The organism is Actinomadura meyerae, from assembly GCF_900188445.1.
In the GTDB taxonomy this organism is placed as follows: domain Bacteria; phylum Actinomycetota; class Actinomycetes; order Streptosporangiales; family Streptosporangiaceae; genus Spirillospora; species Spirillospora meyerae.
In genome coordinates this window covers 55,980-79,437 of record NZ_FZOR01000043.1, presented here as the reverse complement: position 1 = coordinate 79,437, position 23,458 = coordinate 55,980, and the positions used below count along the sequence as shown (strand labels likewise).

The window sequence follows — 23,458 nt, the reverse complement described above, 5'->3', positions numbered from 1 at the left end:
CAAGCTCCGCTGCAGCCCCAGCAAGGCCGGCCACCTGGTCAAGGCCATCGCCGTCCTACAGAACTACGAGGTCACCCGAGGATGAAAAAGGGTCACTGCAGGGAAGGCCCGCCGGCCGACTCGTATGATCGAGCGTCCGCGCAACTTGGACTACGAGTCATGGGGCCTCCTTGGACTCAGAGCTTTCCGCATCGAGCCGTGCCAGCTCGCTCCGCAGCTGTTCAGCTTCGGCTTCCTTTTGTTTCAAACGCCTTTGTAGGCTAGTGCGGGAAGGTGGCTTCGGCTTCTTGGGTTCTGCCTTCTTTGGAATCAGCCAGCCGACGCGCTGGTAAGCAACGATGTAGCGTACGCTGACGCAGGCGTGGCAAGTTGTGTCCGGTTGGGGAGTCGGCCAGCCCAGGTCAAGCATTCGCCTCATGTGCTCGTGGATTCCTTGATCATCCTGGACCTGTAGAGTTGGGGAAGATTCAAAATCAGCGACCATTTTCCGCAGTCTCTCCGGGTCGGCAAGACGTGGACCATCGGCTGGATTCCATGATGAATCAGTGCAGACTTCGCTGACATGACCACAGGAAAGTTCTACCCTCCAGAATGCTGATGTATGCGGTTCATTGTGTCGGATAACTGCCCAGACCTGCGGGTCGTACATATCATCAGGAGGATCGACGGGGTCTGCTGGAAATGTATGTTCCCTCCGATCTTTCCAGTTTATGATATCGCGATATGGAGGCGGCTCGTTTTTATGTTCCGTGCATACAATTTGCCCCGCCGGTAGTCGAGCGCCGTAAACGCCCTCGGGCCACCGAATCTGTGATGGGAGATCGTCAGGACCCTTGGTTAGGACCTCCTTGATGCAATCACAGGTAAGCTGAATGCGCCAGCGATAAAATTCTTCGGGATCCGGGGCAAAGAAGGCCCAGAGAGGTGCAGGAATGCGATCGCGAAGTCTAGAGTTGAATTCCTGATATTCGCGAAGTGCTTCCGTCTGCGGCCGCGCCTTCCCTGGGAGTCGACGCAGGGTGGCGCTTGGTGATGACGGGCCTTGTGAACTTTTGTTCGCCGGGTTGATGTCCAAGTTAGCCACCTGTCCGATCTCTCTCCGTGCCTATGCGGCTGCCAACTGTAGAGGGAGTTCTTTGTCTTGTCTGCGGGATGACGTATCAGGTCGGGAAGTGAGCCTCGGGTACGGGTGGGCCAGCTAGCACGCATCTGAACGAGCGGCAGGCAGCGCGTGCTGCCCGGGAACCGGTCTGCGGATGACAGGTTGGGACGCTGGCAGAGGGCGGCGATCGTGACTCTGCCGATCCCGGTCTCTATCGCTCAGAAGGACCATCCCGTTGGCAGAGCCACTGGCTTGCGCCGGTGCGGTATCGCCGGGAGTGGGCCGCGCGGGCATTCCTCGCCGAGGACTCACCGCCGCTAGCAGCGATGCCGACCGGGTGCTCCAAGGCGCGAACCTTCGCCAGCAATGCCGATGAGCAGGCGTAATCCTCGGAAGATGTAATGGCTAGCCGATCTGAGCCGGCCCTGTGACGGCGCCACGGCACAGGGCCGTGCGCGCATGGCTGCACCTACAACCCCATCACCCACCGTTGTCAACTTACGATCCCGTCCCGGTTCACGACCGGATGATCATGGCGGGGCGTGAGTCGGTGGCGACGACATACACCAACCGCACATGGCTCACCTACCGCCTTGTCTCAAGCGGGGCGGCGACCAGTCTTCCCGTGTCGGTTCGAACCAAGTACGGGATCTGCTATGGACCGGCTCCACCCTCCACCCCGCCCAACGCCCGCCTAACAATTCCATTCCCCTTCCCGATTCCGTGACCGCGTGTCGATGGAGTGACCGGGTCCGGTCACGCAAGGTTCCGGTGACTGGCCGGCGGGGTCAGTACTCCAGTTCGGGACGCAACGGCCCGCCGACGGCATGGAGATGGCGCAGCGCCTGCGCGTAGGACTGGAGGAGACCGGTCTCGCAATAGGCGATGCCGTGGCGTTCGCTGAAGGTGCGCACCAGCGTCTGCGCGCGGCGCAGGTTGGGCCGCGGCATGGACGGGAACAGGTGGTGCTCGATCTGGTAGTTCAGCCCGCCGAGCGCGAAATCGGTGATCCGGCCACCGCGGATGTTGCGCGCGGTCAGGATCTGCCGGCGCAGGAAGTCGGTCTTGTCGTTCCTGCCGAGCATCGGCATGCCCTTGTGGTTGGGGGCGAAAGAACAGCCTAGGTACAGGCCGAACAGGCCCTGCTGGAGGAGGAGGAAGCCTATGGCTTGCAGTGGAGGGAGTACCCAGAACAGGGCGGTGAGATATCCGCCGATGTGGGCGAGCAGCAGACCGCCCTCGGCCAAGCGGGCCCTGCCCGGCCCGCGCGCGGTGGCCGTGCGGCCGAGCAGGGCGCGGGCCCCCGCGAGATGCAGGTGGAACCCTTCCAGCAGCAGCATCGGGAAGAACAGCCATGCCTGGTGCCGGGCCAGCCAGGCGCCGGGGCCGTGCCGGGCCCGAGCGCTCTCGCGGGTGAAGGTGAGTGCTCCGGTCGCGATGTCGGGATCGCGGTCGACCTGATTGGGGTGGGCGTGATGCCGGTTGTGCTTGGAGATCCACCACCCGTAGCTGAGCCCGACCAGCAGGTTGCCGTGCAGCCGCCCCAGCAGCTCGTTCACCCGCTTGGAGCCGGATATCTGCTGGTGGCCCGCGTCATGCCCGAGGAAGGCGGTCTGGGTGAAGGCGACTGCCAGGAACGCCGCCACCGCCAGTTGCCACCAGGACGGCCCGATCAGCGCGAAGGCCGCCCAACCGGCCGCCAGCAGGACGAGATTTGAGACGATCTTGACTGTGTAGTAGCCCGGCCGCCGGGTCAGCAGCCCGGCCCGCTTCACCTCGCGGGACAGCAGCGCGTAGTCGCTGCCCCGCGGAACCGCTTCGCCACGGCCCCGGGCGGGGGCACCACCGGGGGTCGGAGCGTCCGTGGTCGCGCTTGTGGTCACACTGTCTTCTTCCATTCGGGCGAGCATTCCCCAGAGGGCACGCCCATCACTTCCAGTGGAACCTGCTGGCCTGGGATGCCGACACAGGCGATCTGAGCAGGGCTTATCGGCAGAGCTGATCGCCGGGCGGCCGTGGGCCGGTAAGCCCGGGTGCCGTTGGCCGTCACCGGCGTGAACCACGATGGCTGCCGGTGTTCGGCGCCCGTCGACGCTGTTCGGGAGGCTGTGGGACGCTGGGGCCGAGGTGTGGCCATCCGGTCGCTTCGGACAGTGGGCGGTGAGCGGCGATGCCGACGGCGGGCGAGGCGCGGGCGGCCCGGTTGTGGGCGTTGGTCGCCGGGTGCGCGGACGGAGAGACGGTGTCGCCCGCGCACGTGTGCCAGGCGGCCGTGGCGGCGGTAGAGGTGGACGGGGCGGCGGTGTCGGTGGCGACCCGGCCGGACCGGCGGCAGCGGGCGCACGCCACCGACGCGGTGGCCGCGTTCTTGGAGGAGCAGCAGTTCACCCTGGGGGAAGGTCCCGGCATCGAGGCCGGTGCCCTTGGAGGCCAGGTGCTGGTCGCCGATGTCTCCTCGCCGGCCGTCGCCTCCCGGTGGCCGGTGTTCGCGCCGGTGGCCACCGCGGCCGGAGTACGGGCGATGTTCGCCTTCCCGCTGCAGGTGGGGGCGATCCGGCTGGGCACCCTCACCATGTACAGGGTCAGGCCGGGACCGCTGACCGCGGAGCAGGTCGCCGACGCCGTGACGCTGTGCCGGACGGCGGTGGCGGTGATGCTGACCGCGGGCTGGACCTCGCCGGACGGTGCGGCCTCGGATCAGGGGGTGTGGCCGCTGGGCGGGCCGGGTGAGGGCAGGATCGAGGTGTATCAGGCGACCGGGATGGTCGCCGTGCAGCTGGGCGTCGGTCTGCAGGACGCGTTCGCGGCGCTGCGCGCCCGCGCCTTCACCGACGGTGTCCCGCTGGCCGGGCTGGCCCGCCAGGTGGTGGACCGCCGGTTGCGGTTCCACCCCGACGATCTTCCCGAGGGCTGACGACACGATGGATCGACACGATGATCACTGTGGTCTACGAGAGACGACGTCACACGACAGGAACCCCCCAGCCACTGGGCCGAGGAAATGGATTGAGCAGCCATGCCACAGCAACAACGACTCGCTGAGGTGTTCGTCGAGCTGGCCGACACCCTGGTGGTCGATTTCGATCTCATCGAGTTCCTGCACCGGCTGGCGGAGCGCTGCGTGGAACTGCTGGAGGTCGAGGCGGCCGGGATCCTGCTCACCGACCAGGCCGACGAGCTGCAGGTGATCGCGGCCTCCAGCGAACAGACCCGGCTGCTGGAGTTGTTCCAGCTCCAGTCCCGGCAGGGCCCCTGCCTGGACTGCTTCGCCACCGGCCGGCCCGTCAGGGTCGCCGACCTGGCCGCCGAGGCCTCCCGGTGGCCGCTGTTCAGCGCCGCGGCCCTCGACGCCGGTTACGGCGGGGTGGTGGCGCTGCCGATGCGGATGCGAGAGCGGATCATCGGCGCGATGAACCTGTTCACCGCCCCCTCTACGGTCCTGGCCGTCGACGAGGCGACCACGGTCCAGTCGCTGGGGCAGGCGATGGCCGACGTGGCCACCATCGGCATCCTGGGCGAACGCGCGGCCCGCGAACATCAACTGCTGTCCCAGCAACTGCAGATCGCGCTCAACAGCCGTGTGATCATCGAGCAGGCCAAGGGCATGCTCGCCGAACGCCACCAGACCTCACTCGATCAGGCCTTCGCCGCTCTGCGCGCCCAGGCCCGCAACACCAACCGCAAACTCGCCGACCTCGCACAGGCCGTCATCGACGACGAGCCCGCCGTGGCGGGCTTCCTGCACCGGCAGCACGATCCCGGCCGCCCCGTCGACAACGGTTGACCGCGGAACGGTGACGGCGAGGCGGCGACGAGCACGCGGAACGCCGGCCCGCTCGGCGGCCACCGCGGCGGATGCCTCCACACGGACGGAGCGCTGGGCAGGTCAGCCGTCGGGGGCGCCTTCCGGACGCTGCGCCGTCCGGTCGTCACGTCGGCGCAGCGCCGCCAACGCGTCCGCCGGCTCCGGATGCAGGGCGATGACGTCGTCGATGCCGGTAATGCGAAGAACGCGGTCGACCCGCCCTGCGGCTCCGGCCAGGCTCAGGGCCAGCCGCTGATCGCGGGCGTGCTTGAAAGCCTTGACCAGTGCCGTGATGCCACCGGCGTCGCAGAACCTGAGGCGGGTGAGGTCGATGACCACGCCGCTGCTCGGGGCGGCGCCGGCGTGGCCGGCGGACGCGCTGGTGATCATGGTGCTGAGCCGGACGGCCAGCCAGTCGCTGTTGGAAGCGTCGATCTCGCCGGCGAGGGCCAGCAGCATCGCGGTCGACCCGGCACCGCACTCCACGTCCGTCCGCCGGAGACTGACCTGCGCCCCGGCTCGGACGCGGTCGTCGGCCGCGGTGTCCGGAATCGCCCGTGTTTCCCGTGGAACCGAGGATGGGGGCGAGGATTCGAACGCCGTCATGGCAGCCCTCCCTGGAGCGTACGCATTTACGCCGCCAGGGTCTGGAGCGGCCCGACAGACGGCTACCGCCGTCACACGCAGCATAGGCCGCCCACAAGTTGCGGTCTAACCCTGTGGTCGTGTCCGCACCTTTCCGGCCCGTGGCAGGTAAGGAGAGGCGGTGGGAGGACCGCGCCGGGACGGAGAAAACGCGTACTCGCGCACGGCGATCGACCGGCAGCCGTGCTCGTGCCTGAACTCGTCCGCGCACGCCGAGGAAGGGACGGGAGTGACCGCGATGCCGGAAATCACGCCGGATGCCGCCGGTCGGCAGTGCCGGGATCTCGGGGAGGCCGGTGAGGGCAGGAGGCGGCCGCTCGCCCGGACCGGCGGTCGAGCGTTGGGCGCGCGCTGATGGGGGAAGAAGGGCCGTGTGGGAGTGGTCGGCCGGATGGACGCCTATCAGAGGCGGCATCGCTGGGCGGGTCTGCCGCTGGCGGTGGTGTACAAGTTCGTGGACGACCAGGGCGCGTATCTCACGGCATTGATCACCTATTACGGGTTCGTGTCGCTGTTTCCGCTGCTGCTGCTTCTTGTCACCGCGCTGGGGTTCGCGCTGGAGGGCAACCCGGGGCTGCAGCAAAGCGTACTGGATTCGGCGCTCGCGCAGTTCCCGGTCCTCGGGGACCAGATCGGCGCGAACATCCATTCCTTCCACGGCAGCATCCTGGCTCTGGCCACGGGTGTCGTAGGCAGCCTCTACGGCGGCCTGGGCGTCGTACAGGCCACGCAGAACGCCTTGAACAAGATGTGGGGAGTGCCGCGCAACTCCCGGCCCAACCCGATCGCCGCCAGGGTGCGCAGCTTGGCGCTGCTGGCGGTCGGCGGCGCGGTGATCCTGGTGACCGCGCTGCTGTCGGCGGTGACCGCATCCGGTGGCGTCTTCGGTGCCGGCGCCGGTGTGCGGGCGGCGGCGATCCTGGTGGCCGTCGCCGTCAACGTCGTGCTGTTCACCGTCGCGTTCCGGGTGCTGACCGCCCGGCGGCTCACCATCGCGCAGGTCCGGACAGGAGCGGTCACCGCGGCGCTGGTATGGCAGATCATTCAGTGGGGCGGCGCGTTCCTGCTCGGCCACATGCTCACCGGCGCCAGCGCCACCTACGGCATGTTCGGCATCGTCCTCGGCCTGCTGACGTGGATCTATCTGGGCGCGGCCACCTTCGTGCTGAGCGCCGAGATCAACGTCGTCCGCGAGCGGCGGTTGTGGCCCCGCAGCCTGCTGACGCCCTTCACCGACAACGTCGAGCTGACCGCCGGGGACCGGCGCGCCTACACCTCCTACGCCGAGACCGAACGTCACAAAGGCTTCGAGAACGTCGACGTGGAGTTCGACCCGCCTCGACGCGACGACGCGGAGTGACCTCCGGGCCCCCGCGCGCCGGGCAGCCCCCGCGCCAGGCCGCGTCAGCGGCGGGCGATCCGGCGTTCGCCGCCGGTGCCGGACCGGTAGTCCAGCCCGGAGTGCCGGAAGACTGCCTCCTCGTCCTCGGCGGGCAGGACGTCATCGGTGCCGATCGCCGGGCAGTGCTTGACCAGCACCTTGTCGTGGGCGACCCGGACGTAGCCGGGCCCGGCGGTCGCACCGTCCAGCGGAACGAAGGTCAATCGGTGGCGGGTGGGCATGCCGATCCGCACGGTGGCCATGGCGGCCTCGTCGGTGCTGGTGTCGACGTGAACGGACTCCAGTGTGCCGATCTAGTTTCGCCAGAGTCGAGGGCGGTCTGGGTGCGCCATTCCCGGATGTCGGCCAGTCGGATCATCATGGCTCCTTACACCGGGCTCGACGGTCCGCTCGTCCAGGGCCGCCCGCTCGGGGAGGAGTAGACGGCCCTGGCGCGTCCGGCCCGACCTCCCCCGGGCAGTGCGGGCCGGCCATGTCCAGCGAAGCGCGACGCCCCGGGGACGGACACAGTCAATCCATGCATAACTCATCACTCGCGCCGATAGCCCGTCGCCTCGACCGGAAAACAGCAGAAATGGGAGGTGGGTTTCTCGCCCCCGGCGCTGCCGGTTGCGATGCGTGAGTGAAGCGCTCGGAAACTATCTGCGTTTTCCGCATATCGGCAATTAGTCGAGTAGAATAAAAGTATCCGGCAAACGGCGACATCCTGTTCTGAGGGTTGATCTGCCACGCCGGCCGCCCCCTGAGAGGGGGAGTCATGCAGATCTCGTACAGGCCGCACATCAACGGGCGCGCTGGGCAGACCGGTTCAGCGTCCCGGCTCAACCCACCTGACCCCGGAGTCCTCCCCGATCGGCGCGAGCCGACGCCCGCGCAGCGGACGGTGACGGCGGTCCGCACCAGCGTGGTGTGGTCAGAGCTGTGGGCCGTCGCGGCCATCTCGGTCCTCTTCATGGTGCTCGTGGTGAGCAACACCGGCGATGTGCGGGTCTCGTTCGCCGGGCTGAGCGGCGCCCTGCCGCTGGCGATCGTGCTCATGGCCGCCATGGCCGCCGGGATCGCGATCACCCTGATCCTGGGAGCCGCCCGCCTCACGCAACTGCGCCCGCTGACCCGCAAGCGCCTCCGCTGAGCACCCCCAGCCGCCGCACCGATCGGAAACCGAGGAAGGCGCCCGCCATGTGGACCACCGCCGAACGCCGCACCACGATCAGCTTGTCACCGCCCTCGACGCCGCGGCTGCTGCTGCGCCCCTCGGCCCCTCCCGGCTCGGCGCGGACTGTGCTGGACGGCGGCTGGTGGCCCCGGTCGGCCGACCCGGTCGCGGAACTGCCGGGCCTGATCCTGGCACTGCAGGACCACGGCCCCATCGACGACCACCGCCCCATCACTCACGTCCTGCTCCGGGCGGACGACTGGGACAGCCGTCCCCGCCGGTTGCGCATCGACGGCCCGGCCGACACCCGGGTGGTGCGGCTGAGCTGGTTCGACTCCCTGCCCTCGGGGCTGCTGACCGCGATCCACGCCGACGGCCGGCGCGTGGACCTGTTCACCGTCCCGGCCGCCACGCCCCGGGACGAGGCCGAGGCGTCGATGGAGTTGGCGTCCGACCCTCACAACGTCCTGCACACCCCTGACCTGCTGGTCGCCCTCGCCTCACCACCCGGCCGGGCGAACCGCCGGGCCGGCCCCCCGGACGGCTCGGAGTGCGCCTGGGAGTCCGAGGGCGGGCGGCTCCGAGAACAGTCCGCGGCACGTTGATCCGGCCCGCTGCCCCGGGCCGCCCGGCACTATGGACCATCTGCGATCGGAGATCGCCATGACCGCTCTCATCACCATCCCGCGTCCTGCCCGAGCTCTGGCCCGGGCCCCCGATGAGGTGAGGACGCCCGCCCGCCAGCGCCCCGGCCACACCATCGTCGCGTTGTCGGGCGCCCTGGACGGCGCCGCGGCTCCAGCGTTGCGCGAGCACCTGATCGGCGCGTTGCGGCGCAGCGGCCGCCTGCTGATCCTCGACCTGGGGGAGGTGGCGTCCGCCGACGCGGCCGGATTGGCCGTACTGGTCGGCATCCGGCGCCGCGCCGCCGTACTCGGCATCACCCTCCGGCTCGTCGCCCTCCGCCCTCAGGTCGCCGCGCTGCTCCGCGCCACCGCGCTCGACCGCGCACTCGCCGTCTACCCCGATCCGGATTCGCTCTCGGAAGCGCCTGCCCGATGACCATGAAGGACGAATATCTGCGGCTGATGAGGGGTCTCGTCGGCGGCATGGCCATTGCGGTCGCCCTCGTCTGTGCGCTCATCGCGGCGGTCGTCTTCCTCTCCTGACGCGGCCGAGGGCAAGGAACCACATCGTGCTGGGCGCTCGGTCGACCCGGCCGGCCCGGGATCTTTCGGTCACAAGAGTGGTCGGGTGAGGTGGTCGGCGGTGCCGCCGCGCCATTCGATGAGGAAGAGGGTGGCGTCGTCGCTGGTGATCCCGCCTCGTTCGCGCATGAGGGTGTGGGAGAGGTCGCGCACCATCTGCTGGACGCTCGCGCTGGCGGGTCCGACGCGTTCGATGGTGGCGATCAGGCGGTCCTCGCCGAACAGTGCCCCGCCGGTGGTGTGCTCTTCGACGAGGCCGTCGGTGTAGGCCAGGACGCGGTCGCCGCGGCGCAGTTGCCGGGTGTTGATCTGGGGTTTCGAGCCGCCGAAGCCGACGGGCAGGGTGCCGGGGCCTTCCAGGGCGCCGATGACGCGGTGGTCGCGGATCAGCATCGGGGCGGGGTGGCCGGCGTTGACCCATTCCAGGTGGCCGGTGCCGATGTCGAGGCGCATCATCTGCGCGGTGACGAAGTGGTCGGGGCCGAACTGGTCGTCGATGGCGGTGTCCATGAATGCGTACAGTTCGGCGAGGCCGGGCTGGGCGCGTCTGGCGTGCCGGTAGGCGCCCACGGCAACGGTGGCCAGCACCGCGGCGTTGAGGCCGTGCCCCATCGCGTCGATCATGGCCAGGTGCAGGACGTTGTCGTTGAGGGCGTAGTCGAGGCTGTCGCCGGCGACGTCGTAGGCGGGTTCCAGGATTCCGGCGACGGCGACCTGCGGCGTGGTCATGGTGAGTGGGGGCAGCAGCGACCACTGGATCTCCGCGGACACGCTCATCGGCTTGCGTCGTCGCGCCCGCAGGAACTGGTCGGTGTAGTTGTTCTTGGTGACCAGCATGTCGGCGACCAGGCCCGCGAGTCGCCGCAGCAGCCGACGGTCGTTGTCGTCGACGCCGTCGAGGGTCAGGGCCATCACGCCGATCTCGTCGCTGCCGTCCAGCAGCGGCAGGAACATCCGCACTCCGTCGTCCTGCGGCTGCTCGACGGTGGTCTCCGACAGGAACGCGCGCCCGGCCGCAGACTCCTCCAGCGGCAGCGGTTCGCCGTCGGTGAGGCCCCTGCCCGGCAGCGGCACCAGACAGAGCTGGGCGTAGTCCTGCAGCAGGATCGAGACGTCCCGGCCGCCGATCGCGCGTATCTCCTCGGCAACCAGGGGGGCGATGAGCTGCGGCGGCATCTCGTGCGCCCGGTCCAGCAACTGGCCCAGCAGCCGCTCGCCGAAGCCTTCGCTGCGGTCGACCGCGTCCCCGGGCCCGCTCAGTTCCCCCACAGCCGTCTATGTGCCCTCCGACACCGGTGGTAACTCCAAGTGCCTGACAATGTGCAGAGTGGTGAGGGGCCGGGCGGCCGCGCGATCGTGGCGGGAGGGGCGTCAGCCTGTGACGACGTGATCCCGGGCCCTTTATGGTGGGTGGTAAGGGGCTGACGGACAGCCTGAGCCGAGGAGATGGGGCCGGTGAGCGGGACGATGCACCAGGTCTGGATCGAGGCCGGCGGGGGGCATGACATGGTCCGCGCCGATGCGATCGTGATGCTCCGGCTGGACGGGACCGGACGGCTGACCGCGCAGCTGCGCGACGACGCCAAGGTCAGTGTGACCCTGCTGGAGGGCTCGTCCGACGCCCGCCCGCCCGACGACTTCCACCGCCGGCTGATCCAGACCGTCGCCCAGCTCGCCGACTCCAGCGGCGGGCAACTCGTCCGCCCGCGATATGAAGGAGGCGTCTGGAGCTGGACCAGCGAACCCCTCTAGGGGCATGCCGCGCGGGCACCGGTTCGCCGGCCTGGACGCCGTCCCGGTCGATGCCCTCGTCCGCGAGCCGCCGCTGCCGGCCGAGGAGATGACGGCTCCGGAGTTCAACCAGTCCACCGTCGGGATATGCCGCGCCGCCGGCTTCACAGCCACAGTGCACCAGGGCACGGCGGGGGAGGGCAGAGTCCGGTGATCGGCGGCTCGCCGTTCTGAGCACGCTGCGCGCAGACGTCCTCGCGCTCGGCGGAGGAAGCTGCGTCAGGAGGACGGCGCCTGGGAATCCACGGCACGGTACCTGGTGCTTCTTGAGTTCAGAACGGGAAAGCGCCCCAAGGCGCCGGTGTGGAGCACGCGTCACCGCGTGGCAGACCGGCTCTGAGCGGGAACCGGCGGCGCGGCTGGAACGTTCCACTCGGTGGCTTCCGGGGGCGGCGAACGCGGGGAGGTGTGCGGGGCTATGCGGCTGGGTCTCGACCTGGCAGCGGCGTCGCTGATCGTCCGGGGAGAGCCGCGTGAAGATCACCTACCGGGAGATCGAGGACGGGGACCCCGAGTCCGACGCGGGCGAAGACGTGATTCCGGTCGATTCCGGGCCGGACCCCGTGCTCGAAGCCCATCGCGGGCGGCAGGACGAGGCCCGGGCCGGGTTTCCGCCTGGTCGTGTCATCTTCGCGGGGGTGGGGGGCGGAGGGCGATGATGGGTGCGCACGGGCTGTCTGGCCGGGTGGTTGTGCGTCGGTCTTCGGCGAGTTGGACCAGGCGGGCGGCGGTGTCGGCGAACAGCAGTAGTTGGCGGGCGGTGGAGGGGCTGAACGGCTCGGCGTTCGGCCGCGCGAGGACGGCGAGGACCCCGTGGGTGGCCTCGCCGTTGTCGAGCGGCAGGATCAGGATCGGCCCGGCCGGTAGGGCGCTGAGCGTCTGATCGGTGACGATTCGCGCCGACAGGGCCCGGCGGGCGCTGAACGCCCGGCCGAGCATCGACCGCCCGCGCCGGACCGTCAGCCCGCGTATCCGGTCGCTGCCGACACCGACCACGACATCGATCCGCAGGGTATGGGCCTCTTCGGCCGGCAGGGCGATGAATGCCAGTGGAACGCCCGCCATGGAACGGGCCCGCTCGGCCACGAGCTTCAGCAGGCTGGGCAGGGCGGTCCCGTTCAGGACCGCCGCCATCAGGTCGAACGAGGCGGTCAGCCGCCGCCGGTCGGCCGCGCCCCGGGACATGCCCGCTGGGCCCCAGACGGTCGCCGGTAGTTCGTCGCCGGTCATGTCGTCATCCCGCTCTCTTCGCTGGCCGGGCCTTGATGTCGCGGGCCGCAGATCCGCACTGGCCGCGGCCCGGTTCGGTGCGTGCGGGCGCCTGCGCCCGGTCAGGCCGCGGTCGACCGGATGTCCGGGGTCGCGTCCTGGGCGTCGGTGGCGGAGGAACCGACCATGAACACGCGGTGCAGTCCGGTGGCCCGCAGCAGATCGGCCGGCTGTGGGCGGGGGCGGGCGAGGGTCAAGGCGGTGCCGGTCGCTTCGGCCCGGCGGCGTGCACCGACGAGCATCGCCAGTCCGGACGCGTCGCAGGACGTCACGTCCGACAGGTCGACGGTCACGTGCGCGCCGCAGTCCCGCAGCGCGGCGTACAGGCGTTCACGCAGGAACGGGGTCGAGGTCGCGTCGAGTTCGCCGCTTATGGCGATGACGGTGCGCTCGTTGAGCCGTTCAAGGGTCAGGTCGACGGGTTCGGCGGAATGGTCGGCCGTTTGGACGAGGTGGTGTTGCGGCGTCATGGCGCCGGACCTGTCTGGGCTGAAGCGCCCGAGTATGGAGAAACCAGGGGATGCGGGCTTGGCCGCCCGCATCGAGAAGACCCTCGTCACCGTGAGTCTACGCGCTTGCCTTGCCATCGCGCTGTGTGTGAGGCTCCGACTGACCCCGGCTTCAGAGACGAGCCTGGACGCTCGAGGACTCCTCTGGGCGCTCCTGATCCGCGCCCGGGGCGAGAACGATGAAAGGCGCAGGGACGGCGTATCGCTCTGAAGCGCCGGCTTCGGCCGGCCTGAATTGCCCGCCGACGAGTGCGGCCGCGGGCGGGTCGCGTCCGTTGGACGGGGGCGGGTCAGCGATGCCGGGCCCGGCCGGGCTCGTCCGGGACGCCCGGATCCCGGTGGGCGGATCCGATGGACGGCTCGCGCGTGGAGTGTCCGGGATGTGCCGAGGGGAATGGGTCTGGTGTCCGATCGAGGGGATGAGCATGACCGGGCAGGTGGACGATCGGCCGGGCGCCATTCATGACCGCTTGGTGGAGGCGATGAACTCCGGGGTCCTGGCGACCGACGAGCACGGCCGGATCACGGCGTGGAACCCGCGCGCCCGGGAACTGCTCGGCTACACACGCGACGAAGTGCTGGGCAGGCCGATGCACCGGCTTCTGCACCGGGACGCCGACGGGCACGTCCCTCCTGAAAAGGACTGCCGCCTCATGCGCGGGTTGCGCACCGGCGTTCCCGATCAGGGGGACGGCCAGCGGTTCGCCCACCGGGACGGGCGGCTGATGATGTGCTCCTGGTCGTCGGCGCCGATCTACACCGGGGACCCGGGCCGGACCGGGCCTGCGGACGGGGCGGTGGGCGGGCTGGTCATCGTCTTTCAGGACGCCGCCGACCGGGTCGAGATCGAGCGCGAGCGGCGCGAGCAGATGGCCCGGGTGCAGCGGGCCAATTCCCGGTTGCGGCTGGTCGCCGAGATCACGACGGTGCTGTCGTCCACGCTGAACGAGCAGGAGGCACTGCGGCGGCTGGTGCGGCTCGTGGTTCCCCAGCTGGGGGACTGGGCCGAGGTCGATCTGCTGGTTCGCGACGGCCGCGTGGAGCGGGTGGCCGCGACGCACCACGAACTGTCCGCCGCCGACATCGCCGGGCTTGAGGGGCCGCTTCCGCCGCTCCCGCGCGTGCCGCGGGGACCGCTGGCCCAGGTGCTGCGGGGTGGCGCGGCGGTCGTGGTCAGCGGCGAGGCCGACGTGCGCTCCGACGAACCGCTGGACGCCGCCCAGCGCGAACTCTTCCAGGTCATGGACGCCCAGAGCGCGATCATCGCCCCGCTGGCCGCCCGAGGTGAGACCTACGGCGCGCTGACACTGGGCTACTCCCGCCCAGGGCACGGCTACGGGCCGAACGACCGGCTCGTCGTCGAGGACGTCGCGCGCCGCACCGGCCTTGTCCTGGCCAACGCCCGCCTGTACGCCGAGCAGCGCAACACCGCTGAGGCGATGCAGCGCAACCTCCTCACCCCTCTGCCGCAGCCGGGCGAGCTGCGGCTGGAGGCCCGGTATGTGCCCGCGGCCCGAGTCAGCTGGGTGGGCGGCGACTGGTACGACGCCTTCACGCTGCCCGGTGGCGCCATCGGAGTGGTCATCGGGGACATCGTGGGCCACGACCTGCAGGCCGCGGCGCGCATGGCCCAGGTTCGCAACATGCTCCGGGCCCTGGCCTGGGACACGACCGCGCCGCCCAGCACCGTGCTGGCCCGCTTGGACGGCGTCATGGCCGGCGTCAGCGACGCCGACCTGGCCACCGGCGTGTTCGGCCGCATCGACGAGGCCCCCGGCGGACGGTGGCGGCTGCGCTGGTGCAACGCCGGCCATCCACCGCCGCTCCTGATCACCGATGACGGCGGCACGCATTTCCTGGACGAGCACGGAATGCTCCTGGGCGACCCCGACCTCACCGGGACTCGTCCCGACGGCGCTCGTGTCCTTCCACCCCTGTCCACACTGCTGCTCTACACCGACGGCCTCGTCGAGACCCGCGACACCGACCTGTCCGACCGCCTCACCAGCCTCCGCCGCCACGGTTCCCACCTGGCCCAGCTTCCCCTGCCCGACCTGTGCGACCAGCTCCTGGAGCGCATAGAGCCCAGCGGCGAGGACGACGTCGCGCTCCTCGCCCTCCGCATCCCCGGCTGACGGCCGCGGGCACGTGTACGCCGCTACCGGGCCGCAGGGCCAGAAGCCGGGGCCGCGGAACGGTCGGGCGATGGGGCGTCGTGGGAGCGGCGGCTCAGGGGCGGGCGGTGGAAATGTCGCAGGAGGCCAGGATCTCCTCCGGCAGTGCGAAGCCCGCCCCGGCGGACGCCCTGGCCAGAGCCGCCTGCGCCGAGGCCGGGTGCGCCTCGGGCGGCACGACCAGAAGCAAGAGCGGCTCCGCACGGCCGCAGGCGACCGCGACCATGTGGTCGAGGCGGGGAAGCCGGCCCACTCCGATCTCCCGGCCCAGGACCGCGATGCGAAGCGGCACGCGGTCCCAGTCGCCCACGTCGATGATCAAGCGGCTGGCGGTCATGCCCGACCGCCCGGCCAGGGCGGTCACCAATGCGGTGAGTTCAGCCGCGGCGTCGCGGGACCGGGGCCACCAGCCGCCGTCCATGACCCCGCGTCCAGCGCCGCCCGGCGTCAACCGCAACCGCGGCGCCGCCGGAGATGGAAGCAGGGGCGCCGGGGGCGCGGCGGCGGGGTCCGCGAGCGGGACGCTGTGGGCCATGTCGGAGGCCCCAATCTCGGCCTGTCGAGGGCCGGGCAGTACATCACCGAGGACGGCGCCGGCAATGCGGCCTGCGCACGAGATGCCCTCGGCAAGTACCACACTACGTCGCCGGGAGCCCTCAGCGGGGTCAAGAGCGTTCGGCCATTACCGGAGGTGAATCACCGCGACGCGCGTAGACTGCGGTCATCCGGCCAATGACGTCGTCCCGCCCGGCTGACTCGCCATACCGGCTCTTGCAGGGAACGCCGTGCCCCTTCCGGAACCCGCCCGCCGCGACCGCGCTCTGCGACCGTCTCCCATGAGCCCTGCCGGACCTGTGGCGATCATCGCTGTGGCGGTCATCGTCCTCACGGTGCTGTGGAAGACCGCCACGCCGCTGATGGCCGTCATCATGGCCGCGGCCGCTCTGCTCGCCGGAGTGATCCTGCTCGTCCTGATGTACGGGACCAAGCCACGCCGACGCCGTGAAGGCGCCGGTTCGCCGGGCCTGTGGCGGCGTCGGCGATTCTGAGAGTACGCCGCCATCCGGCGGAGGTGAAGATCGCACAGCCGCCGCGGTGACGTCCGGCACCGGCAGTGCGGCCCAGGCTGCAGCCCGGTAGTGGTCGCGCCGCATTCCGGATCGTCTGACGTGCAACGTGGGTAGTGCCGCTCAGCGAAGGCCAAGAGAAGTGCAGTAAACGGCAATTGTATTTTGCCGCCCTCCGTCCGGAAAGTCGGCAAATTATGAGTATGATGTAGATATCTGATAAACGGGGGCATTGTCTCTATATGGGATGGCTCAAGTTGCCGGTCGCCCTGAGAATCACTTCTGCCGCATCTGTTGGGGTAGCGAAGCATCAGGTAGGCCCCGTCCCCGCCGACAACGCACCCGGGGTCGCCGTCCGCGCCTCCCGGGAGAGGGGCCCAGACCTATGCGAACCACTGCCGAACGAAGAACGACCATCAGCTTCTCTCCGTCCATGACTCCTCGGCTGGCGATGCGGCCGTCGGCCCCGACCGACCGCGTTGGTCCGATGCAAGACGGTTCGAGTCGCGCGCTGCTGGACGGTGCCTGGTGGCCCCGCTCGGTCGATCCGGCCATGGAGTTGCCCGGGCTGGTCTTGGCACTGCAAGCACAGGGCCCGTCCGACGAGCACCGCCTCATCGTCCACATCATGCTGCGCGCGACCGACTGGGCCGCCCATCCGCGCCGGCTGCGCGTCGACGGCCCAGAGGACACCAGGGAGGTGCTGCTCAGCTGGTTCGGCAACCTTCCCGCCGGACTGCTCACCGCGATCTATGCCGACGGCCGTCGCGTAGACCTGCTCACCGTCCCGGCCTCAACCGACGATGCGGCGGCACGGGCCACCCTGGAAACAGCCGCCCGCCCCTGACAAGCCGACTGGCCCGCGCCACCCCACCCGGACACGAGCGACGACGCAGAACGCCGGGGAACTAGATGGGGAACGGCTGAAAGAACACCCCTCGGCACGCTGAACCGGACGCCGCCCGGCCCGTGAGTTACCAGCGGACGCGCTGGCGCCCGTCGGCGTAGGAGGAGCGCGCCGCCGATCCAGGCCCGCCCAACTCGGGGAGGAGCGGACGGCCCTGGATCGGCCAGCGCGGCCCCCAGCAGCGACCGGCCACTTCCCAGTCAAGCTCTGTGACCTGGTTTCTGGACACAGGCACTCCGCGCACGATTCATCACCTGCGCCGATGACCGTCGTATCCATGGAAACTCAGGGGATAGCCACCCCCGCCGACTGCGCGTCGACGGCCCGGCCGACGCCCGGGTGGTGCGGCTTAGCTGATTCGACTCCCTGCCCTCCGGGCTGCTCACCGCCGTCCACGCCGACGGCCGGCACGTCGCCCTGTTCACCGTCCCGGCCCCCCACACCTCGGGCTGAAGCCGAGACAGCGATGGAACTGGCCGCCCACCTTCGCTACCACATCCACATCCCGGCCTGCTTTCTGCCCTCACAATGGGGCCCGGCCATGTTTTCGTCCTTGCCATGGGCACCGCATCGGACGTACGGGCCTGAGGCCGAGCTGAACAGCGCCTGCTGGACGAGCCACGGCCCCAGCCAAAACGCCCGACCGGCCCGGGATACCGCCCACACGCGCTGAATCGATCACCACGGCCGATCACCAGCCGATCACCGAGAGCCGGGCTCGACACCGACCGGGATCCGTGTCAGCCGGTCGCCTGGTCGGCGGCGTCCAACCAGCTGAGCCGCTCGGACATGCTGCGGGCGCAGGCGACGACGGCGTGCACATGGTCGGAGTCGTCGGCCGCGCGCCACAGGATCGACCAGGGATAGAAGGAGACAGGTTCGGTGAGCGGGCGCCAGATCGTCCCCGGGAGCGCGGAGATGCAGGAGGAGGGGACGCAGTACAGGCAGCGGCCCTGGGCCACCAGGGCGGATGCGGCGTGGACGCTGTCGACGGTGCCCTTGTACACCGTCGGTGTGAAGCTGGCGGCGCGGCACATCTCGACGGTGAACTGGTTGAACTCCGGGGCCTTCATCTCCTCGGCCAGCAGCAGCGGTTCACGGGCGAGGGCCTCGGCCGGGACGGCGTCCAGGTCGGCGAACCGGTGCCCGCGCGGGACCAGGACTCCGAGGCGGTCCAGGCGGAAAAGGTGTGAGGCGACCCCGCTGGGGGCCAGTGCGGCGCGGCCGATGCCCACGTCCAGGCGCCCGTCGACGAGTCGCTGGTACTGCTCGGGGACTCCGGCCTCCACCTGGTGGATCACCAGATCCGGGAAGAGCGCCTGGGCCTCGTGCAGGATCTGCGGCATCGAGTCGTAACTGGCGTCGATGATGCCCACCCGCAGCGTCGGCGAGGTGCTCTGCGCGGTCCGGGCGACCTGGGCGGCGCGCTCCACCTGGTCGAGGATCTGCCGGGCCTCGACCAGGAGCGCCGCCCCCGCCGGGGTCACGGCGACGTAGTGGGTGGTGCGGTCCAGCAGGCGCACGCCCAGTTCCCGCTCCAGCCGCTGGATCTGCTGACTCAACGCCGACTGCACGATGTGCTCGCGGGCCGCCGCGCGGCCGAAGTTGAGCTCCTCGCAGACGGCGACGAAGTAGCGGAGTTGGCGCAGTTCCACGTCTCCCGCCTTCCGGGCCGGAACAGCTGGACCCCTCCTAGCAGCGTACAGCGCGGTCCGCGCTGGAGTTCCGCGTCGCCGGGCCGACGGTTATCGCCGCCACTGATGACTCTTATCTGTATTGCCCGGTTCGGTCTTCCTGAAGGCCGGGCTCAACTGGTGATGGGCGCTTCCACGCGCCCGAGCCCGCCGGAGGCGTCCGAGCCGGTCGTCCCCCCCCGGAGGGCGTCTACGTGGCATTGAGGACCATGACCACGATCGTGACCGCAGGTGACGCCAGCGGCAGCGCCCCGCACCGGACCGACGCCGGCGAGGGCGCGTGCGGGGCCCCGACGACACGGTGCTGTCACGGCAGGGAGCGGGCCTCGAGGCGCTCGCAAGCTAGTACGCGCAGGTACTGCGTCACCTGCGCGCGGTCAGCGGACCCGCGCCCCGAACTGGACTATTGACCTGGCGGCAGCACATCGCAGTGCTGAGGAAGGGAGGCTTCGATGAAGCGCACGACGACATTCCACGCGCTGAGTTCGGGGGTGCCGTTCAGCACGAACGGCTCGGCACCGCGCTGCGGCCACGTGGACGATCTGACACCCGTCACGCCGCTCTCGCGCGGCTGCACGGCATGCGAGGCACAGGCCCACGGGTGGACCGCACTGCGTATCTGCCTCACCTGCGGCTGGGTGGGCTGCTCCGACGACTCGCCGCTTCGGCACGCGCGAGCGCACTATCAGGAGACCGACCATCCGCTTGCCGCCGCGATGGAGCCGGGATCGACGTGGAGATGGTGCTATGTCCACGAACGTCGTGTCTGACACTGTCGTTACTTAGAGTTACCCGAGATGCCGCCCCGGCTCATCGCCCCGCCGGTTGCCGAAGAGGTCCGGGCGATCGGCCGCCGGGACGCTGGTGGGCGGGTGCTACGGCCGCATGACGGCCGGCCGGGCACCGGGTACGGACCAAGGCGCCGCGAGATCCCTTCGAGGTCGTCCGCCCTCGGATACCCGGGCGTCCTCCGAGCCGTTCCGGGTGCCGGCACGGTCTGTCCCGCCGGGTGCCGCAGTGAGGGCGGCCAGCAGGTCGGGGGTGTCTCGGGGGTCGGTCGGCGGGACGTGGGAAGGGTAACGGGGCGACGCCGGTTCCATCACCGTCTCAGCTTCGGCTTCCAGCGTGGAGGCCGCTACGGTGAGCAGGTCAACGTGCCGCCCGTCGGTACGGATCGCGGTGAGCAGTCCTAGCCGAGAGCGCAACCGTCAGCGGTAGGACGCCGCTCATACCGGCGGCTGAGATCCTCACGCCGCCGGGGGCCGGTGTGACGGAACAACCTCAGAACGAAGACGACGCGGTCATCGACGCTGGCGACCGGGCCCAGCACGGGACCGGTGCCCTCCCGAGCCGATCGAGGTCGCCGCGACCCCGCCTGGACGGATCCGCTGCCGCACCGTATCCGGCACTGCCGCCCCGCGCCGAAGCCTCCGGCGGATCCCCCGCCGCCCCGGAGTGCGGCCCACGGACCAACCGACCTGGGACGAATTGGACGACGAGTTCTGGGGGCCTGATTCCACCAGAAGATGAGGGAGTCCCGATGATCCAGATGGTCGACATCCGGGAATGGCGCACCCGCGCCGTCCTCGGCTCCGGCGGCCACAAGGTCGGCGCACTGGAGTCGGTCCACGTCGGCACCAGCGCGGCGACGGCACCATCGTGGCCCGGTCAGACTGCGGCGGGTTCCAGCGCCGGAGGCAGCGGTTGCTGGAGCGCTCGGGGCAGGGTCGAGTAGGTCCGAAGGCCGTGCTCAAGGACGGCATCTACCAGGATCCTCGCCACGTGCGAGCGGGGGGAGGCCAGACGCATCGAGACGCCCAGAGCCAGAGCACGGTGCCACACACTGATCAGAGCGGAGATCCCTGCCGCGTCACAGAACCACAGCTGTGACAGGTCCAGTACCAGCATCCGCTGCCCGGGGTGAAGCAGCGCCAGCAGCCCGTCGCGAAGCGCGGGCGCGGTCACCAGGTCAAGATCGCCTTGCAGGGCGGCGACGGTGAACGAAGGCCGACGCACGACCGACAGCACAACCCGCGGATGGATGTCGGTATGGCCTTGAGTCGTATACGTGGTGTTCATGATGTCGCTCCGATCGCGCAGCGGATCGCGCGGGCGGGTCGGTAGCGCGTTGACCAGCGGACGCGCTGCAACCCACGCTACGCCGCATACCGCCTGATCGAGGGCAACGACCTGCAAAGTCCCCTGAACGCGGATGCGCCCCGGGACTGGTGACGAGCAGGGCGCAGGTGGGCATGGTCCCACCATCAGGCGACGGGGAACTACCGGATCACGGTGGGGGATTAGCCACCCGAGGATCGCGCGCGCCGCAACACCCCGGCCCGTATGCGCAACGCATGCGTACGGGCCGGGGACCAGGTCGACGTTCAGGTCACGATCACGCCCGAAACGGCGGACACGCAACTACGGGCCGCCAACGCGACGATCATGGGGGACGACGGCGGGTCGCATGGTGATCTTGCAGCCATGCGCGTGGTACCCCCTACCGGATTCGAACCGGCGCTACCGCCTTGAAAGGGCGGCGTCCTAGGCCGCTAGACGAAGGGGGCCCGGGGTGGCGGTAATGGTCGCCACTCGACGCGTCAAGTGTAGAGGACGCGGCGGGGCGGCGCGCAAACGGTTACCCCGGGGTGCTGGGACGGGTGGGGGAGGGGAGGCGGCCGCCCGGGGCGCTCTCGGTGGGGGACGGGCTGCGGGACGGCCAGTCCGACGGGAACTCGGACGGGAACGGCGAGGTCGGGGACGCGGGCGGGGAGGAGGCCGGGGGCTGGGGCTTGATGGTGCGGTCGGGCTCGGGTTCCAGGTGGCGTTCGATCTGGGCGGAGGTGAGGCCGAGGCCGCCGAGGCGGAGGTCGTCCCAGCCCTGGAGGCGGTGGGTGGCGCGGCTGAAGTAGAGGACGGACAGCTCGATCGGGGTGGGCTCCTCGTGTTCGAGGCCGCGGAGGCCGGCGCCGCCGGTGGAGCCCTGGACGAAGAGGCGGGTGCCGGTGGGGAGGAGCTTGGTGGAGCGGGCGTGGGCGTGGCCGGCAAGGACGAGGGGGGTCACGCCGGAGAACGCCTCGCCCTCGCTGGGGTCGTGGGTGACGACGATGTCGGGGGTGGTGCCGGCGGCGCGGAGTTTCGACGCGAAGCGCTGGCCCTCGGCGCGGAGCTGGTCGGCGCCGACGAAGTCGTCGCGGGTGCTCTTGTCGGGGGTGAAGCGGGGGTCGCCGACGCCGTAGACGCGCAGGCCCGCGACCTCGCGGGCGGTGCCGTCGAGGACGATGGCGTTCTTCTGGCGGGCCACGGCCCGCTGGGACTCCTTGGAGTCGTGGTTGCCGCGGACGTAGACGTAGGGGACCTTCAGGTCGGAGATGGAGTCGGCGAACCTGTCCTCGGGCTTGCTGCCGTGGTCCATGAGGTCGCCGCTGTCGATGATGACGTCGATCTTGAACTGGGTGGAGACCGACGTGATGACGTTCCACGCGGCGGGGTTGAGGTGGATGTCGGAGACGTCGAGGACGCGGATGGTGGACGGGTCGGGCTCGAAGGTCGGCAGGGTCGAGGTGGTCGTGTAGAGCTCGGAGACGTTGCCGACGAGGCGGGCGAGTTGGGCGCGGTAGGCGGAGAAGCGCTCGACGATGCTGCGGGCGTCGCCGACGATCTGCGGGGCGTTGGCGAGCAGGCCGGTGTAGCGGGGTTCGGCGATCGAGTGCGGGTTGAAGGTCGTCCAGGTGAGGAGGGTGAGGACGGCGAGGCCGCCGGCGGCGGACGACAGGCCGAGCAGGGCGCGGCGCCAGGAGCGGAAGAGGGCGAGGGACGCCAGGAAGCTCGCGAACAGGGCGATCAGGACGGCGCGGATGAGCAGTTCGATGAGGCCGTGCCGGAGCTGGTCGGCGATCTGGTCGGTGAGCCGGTCGATCTCGGTGTCGTCCTCGATCAGCTTCTTGGCCTGGTCGGGGCGCAGGTCGGTGATGCGGGCCTCCAGCGTGATGGGGCCCTCGTGGGTGTCGAGCCGGAGGGAGCCGAGGGGCGGGAGCCTCAGCGTCGTCCCGCCGTGCAGGGACGGCTGGAGGGTGAGCTGGACGTCGGTGGGGCCGACCGGGGTGACGTAGCGGCCGCCGAGGATGAGGCCCGCGTAGCCGGCGGCGAGGCCGAGGGCGGCGACGAGGGCGATGCGCGTCCACCGGTTGGTCAGGAAGGGGCGGAGGTGGGAGCCGAGTCTGCGGGAGCGGTGGGCGGTGGCGGAGCCGAAGGTGCGGAGTGTCGCCAGGGCCTTGGTCAACCGGACCTCGGGCACGGGTTTCCCTTCTATCGAGCAGAATCGACGGTGTGATGGAGTTGTCGCGCGATGAGTTCGAGGACCTCGTGGCCGAGGCCCTCGACACCATCCCACCCGAGCTGACCGCCCACATGCGCAACGTCGTCATCGTCGTGGAGGACGACGCGCCGGAGCGCGGCCTGCTCGGCCTGTACCAAGGCGTACCCCTGACGGAGCGGGGGGACTGGTACGCAGGCGTCCTGCCCGATCACATTTCGATCTACCGCAGGGAGATCCTCCGGATTTGTGACACCCCGGAGGACGTGGTGGAAGAAGTCCGGATAACGGTCGTGCACGAGATCGCCCACCACTTCGGCATCGATGACGGGAAGTTGCACGAACTCGGATACTGACGCAAGGAATTGCGTACTGTAGGTCACGCGACTGCCACGCAGCGTGAGTTAATAGGGG

The 23,458-nt window shown here is 70.0% G+C and carries 25 protein-coding genes and 1 tRNA gene; 14 read left to right on the top strand and 12 right to left on the bottom strand.

Annotated features, from left to right (window positions below; all coding sequences use genetic code 11):
* Positions 1-157: 157 nt before the first annotated feature.
* Both CHF16_RS39790 and CHF16_RS32365 read right to left on the bottom strand, forming a co-directional pair.
* The gene (locus CHF16_RS39790; protein ID WP_143228201.1) at positions 158-1,075 is read right to left on the bottom strand and encodes a hypothetical protein; all 918 of its coding nucleotides are present in this window, start codon (positions 1,073-1,075) and stop codon (positions 158-160) included.
* An 815-nt stretch (positions 1,076-1,890) separates the two neighbouring features.
* Positions 1,891-2,985 (bottom strand): fatty acid desaturase family protein, encoded by a 1,095-nt coding sequence (locus CHF16_RS32365; protein WP_245869625.1) that lies wholly within the window; start codon positions 2,983-2,985, stop codon positions 1,891-1,893.
* Between the two features lie 287 nt (positions 2,986-3,272).
* On the opposite strand from CHF16_RS32365, the gene CHF16_RS32360 reads away from it, so the two are divergent.
* Both CHF16_RS32360 and CHF16_RS32355 read left to right on the top strand, forming a co-directional pair.
* The gene (locus CHF16_RS32360) at positions 3,273-4,016 is read left to right on the top strand and encodes a GAF domain-containing protein (protein WP_089329963.1); all 744 of its coding nucleotides are present in this window, start codon (positions 3,273-3,275) and stop codon (positions 4,014-4,016) included.
* A gap of 102 nt (positions 4,017-4,118) precedes the next feature.
* Positions 4,119-4,886: a GAF and ANTAR domain-containing protein gene (locus tag CHF16_RS32355; protein ID WP_089329962.1), complete on the top strand. Its 768-nt coding sequence runs from the start codon at positions 4,119-4,121 to the stop codon at positions 4,884-4,886.
* 102 nt (positions 4,887-4,988) lie between these two features.
* Here CHF16_RS32355 and CHF16_RS40575 read toward each other — a convergent pair whose 3' ends face one another.
* A complete protein-coding gene (locus tag CHF16_RS40575) occupies positions 4,989-5,366 on the bottom strand; it encodes an STAS domain-containing protein (protein ID WP_179271811.1) in 378 nt (125 codons plus the stop codon).
* Positions 5,367-5,943: 577 nt separating this feature from the next.
* Between CHF16_RS40575 and CHF16_RS32345 the strand changes: the two genes are divergently transcribed.
* On the top strand, positions 5,944-6,912 hold the full coding sequence (locus tag CHF16_RS32345) for a YihY/virulence factor BrkB family protein (protein ID WP_143228200.1): 969 nt from the start codon (positions 5,944-5,946) through the stop codon (positions 6,910-6,912).
* Positions 6,913-6,956: 44 nt separating this feature from the next.
* Here CHF16_RS32345 and CHF16_RS32340 read toward each other — a convergent pair whose 3' ends face one another.
* On the bottom strand, positions 6,957-7,196 hold the full coding sequence (locus CHF16_RS32340; protein WP_218826947.1) for a hypothetical protein: 240 nt from the start codon (positions 7,194-7,196) through the stop codon (positions 6,957-6,959).
* Between the two features lie 515 nt (positions 7,197-7,711).
* Between CHF16_RS32340 and CHF16_RS32335 the strand changes: the two genes are divergently transcribed.
* The 3 genes from CHF16_RS32335 to CHF16_RS32325 are packed head-to-tail and all read left to right on the top strand — an operon-like array spanning position 7,712 to position 9,172.
* On the top strand, positions 7,712-8,086 hold the full coding sequence (locus CHF16_RS32335) for a LapA family protein (protein WP_089329959.1): 375 nt from the start codon (positions 7,712-7,714) through the stop codon (positions 8,084-8,086).
* A gap of 47 nt (positions 8,087-8,133) precedes the next feature.
* On the top strand, positions 8,134-8,715 hold the full coding sequence (locus tag CHF16_RS32330; protein WP_089329958.1) for a DUF5994 family protein: 582 nt from the start codon (positions 8,134-8,136) through the stop codon (positions 8,713-8,715).
* A gap of 58 nt (positions 8,716-8,773) precedes the next feature.
* Positions 8,774-9,172, top strand: coding sequence for an STAS domain-containing protein (locus CHF16_RS32325; protein ID WP_171068916.1), 399 nt, complete (start codon positions 8,774-8,776; stop codon positions 9,170-9,172).
* 176 nt (positions 9,173-9,348) lie between these two features.
* Here the strand turns inward: CHF16_RS32325 and CHF16_RS32320 are convergent, their stop codons facing one another.
* A complete protein-coding gene (locus CHF16_RS32320; RefSeq protein WP_245869623.1) occupies positions 9,349-10,587 on the bottom strand; it encodes a PP2C family protein-serine/threonine phosphatase in 1,239 nt (412 codons plus the stop codon).
* A 186-nt stretch (positions 10,588-10,773) separates the two neighbouring features.
* Between CHF16_RS32320 and CHF16_RS32315 the strand changes: the two genes are divergently transcribed.
* From CHF16_RS32315 to CHF16_RS32305, 3 genes are all read left to right on the top strand, one after another.
* Complete coding sequence (locus CHF16_RS32315) at positions 10,774-11,070, top strand: hypothetical protein (RefSeq protein WP_138635671.1); 297 nt, start codon at positions 10,774-10,776, stop codon at positions 11,068-11,070.
* Between the two features lie 4 nt (positions 11,071-11,074).
* Positions 11,075-11,263: a type 2 periplasmic-binding domain-containing protein gene (locus CHF16_RS32310; protein WP_089329955.1), complete on the top strand. Its 189-nt coding sequence runs from the start codon at positions 11,075-11,077 to the stop codon at positions 11,261-11,263.
* 319 nt (positions 11,264-11,582) lie between these two features.
* Complete coding sequence (locus tag CHF16_RS32305) at positions 11,583-11,768, top strand: hypothetical protein (protein WP_089329954.1); 186 nt, start codon at positions 11,583-11,585, stop codon at positions 11,766-11,768.
* Here the strand turns inward: CHF16_RS32305 and CHF16_RS32300 are convergent.
* Positions 11,734-12,339, bottom strand: a complete 606-nt coding sequence (locus tag CHF16_RS32300) for a GAF domain-containing protein (protein ID WP_089329953.1) — start codon at positions 12,337-12,339, stop codon at positions 11,734-11,736. The genes CHF16_RS32305 and CHF16_RS32300 overlap by 35 nt on opposite strands.
* A 101-nt stretch (positions 12,340-12,440) precedes the next feature.
* Positions 12,441-12,848 (bottom strand): STAS domain-containing protein, encoded by a 408-nt coding sequence (locus CHF16_RS32295; RefSeq protein WP_179271810.1) that lies wholly within the window; start codon positions 12,846-12,848, stop codon positions 12,441-12,443.
* A 464-nt stretch (positions 12,849-13,312) separates the two neighbouring features.
* On the opposite strand from CHF16_RS32295, the gene CHF16_RS32290 reads away from it, so the two are divergent.
* A complete protein-coding gene (locus CHF16_RS32290) occupies positions 13,313-15,022 on the top strand; it encodes a SpoIIE family protein phosphatase (RefSeq protein WP_179271809.1) in 1,710 nt (569 codons plus the stop codon).
* 94 nt (positions 15,023-15,116) lie between these two features.
* Here CHF16_RS32290 and CHF16_RS32285 read toward each other — a convergent pair whose 3' ends face one another.
* On the bottom strand, positions 15,117-15,596 hold the full coding sequence (locus CHF16_RS32285) for a DUF5994 family protein (protein WP_281259425.1): 480 nt from the start codon (positions 15,594-15,596) through the stop codon (positions 15,117-15,119).
* A gap of 334 nt (positions 15,597-15,930) precedes the next feature.
* Between CHF16_RS32285 and CHF16_RS32280 the strand changes: the two genes are divergently transcribed.
* Positions 15,931-16,110, top strand: coding sequence for a hypothetical protein (locus CHF16_RS32280; RefSeq protein WP_089329949.1), 180 nt, complete (start codon positions 15,931-15,933; stop codon positions 16,108-16,110).
* Between the two features lie 505 nt (positions 16,111-16,615).
* Complete coding sequence (locus tag CHF16_RS32275; protein WP_143228199.1) at positions 16,616-16,975, top strand: DUF5994 family protein; 360 nt, start codon at positions 16,616-16,618, stop codon at positions 16,973-16,975.
* Between the two features lie 800 nt (positions 16,976-17,775).
* Here the strand turns inward: CHF16_RS32275 and CHF16_RS32270 are convergent.
* Positions 17,776-18,690 (bottom strand): LysR family transcriptional regulator, encoded by a 915-nt coding sequence (locus CHF16_RS32270; RefSeq protein WP_089329947.1) that lies wholly within the window; start codon positions 18,688-18,690, stop codon positions 17,776-17,778.
* 491 nt (positions 18,691-19,181) lie between these two features.
* Here CHF16_RS32270 and CHF16_RS32265 point away from each other — a divergent pair, with 491 nt between their 5' ends.
* Entirely contained in the window at positions 19,182-19,499 is a 318-nt protein-coding gene (locus CHF16_RS32265; protein ID WP_089329946.1) for a UBP-type zinc finger domain-containing protein, read from the top strand.
* 898 nt (positions 19,500-20,397) lie between these two features.
* Here CHF16_RS32265 and CHF16_RS32260 read toward each other — a convergent pair.
* The 3 genes from CHF16_RS32260 to CHF16_RS32250 all read right to left on the bottom strand — a co-directional run bounded on the left by CHF16_RS32260 (position 20,398) and on the right by CHF16_RS32250 (position 23,026).
* A complete protein-coding gene (locus CHF16_RS32260) occupies positions 20,398-20,808 on the bottom strand; it encodes an STAS domain-containing protein (RefSeq protein WP_179271808.1) in 411 nt (136 codons plus the stop codon).
* A gap of 412 nt (positions 20,809-21,220) precedes the next feature.
* Positions 21,221-21,296 (bottom strand) — tRNA-Glu (locus CHF16_RS32255).
* Between the two features lie 71 nt (positions 21,297-21,367).
* Positions 21,368-23,026, bottom strand: coding sequence for a metallophosphoesterase family protein (locus CHF16_RS32250; RefSeq protein WP_245869622.1), 1,659 nt, complete (start codon positions 23,024-23,026; stop codon positions 21,368-21,370).
* A 32-nt stretch (positions 23,027-23,058) separates the two neighbouring features.
* On the opposite strand from CHF16_RS32250, the gene CHF16_RS32245 reads away from it, so the two are divergent.
* The gene (locus tag CHF16_RS32245) at positions 23,059-23,400 is read left to right on the top strand and encodes a metallopeptidase family protein (protein WP_089329944.1); all 342 of its coding nucleotides are present in this window, start codon (positions 23,059-23,061) and stop codon (positions 23,398-23,400) included.
* Positions 23,401-23,458: the final 58 nt, after the last annotated feature.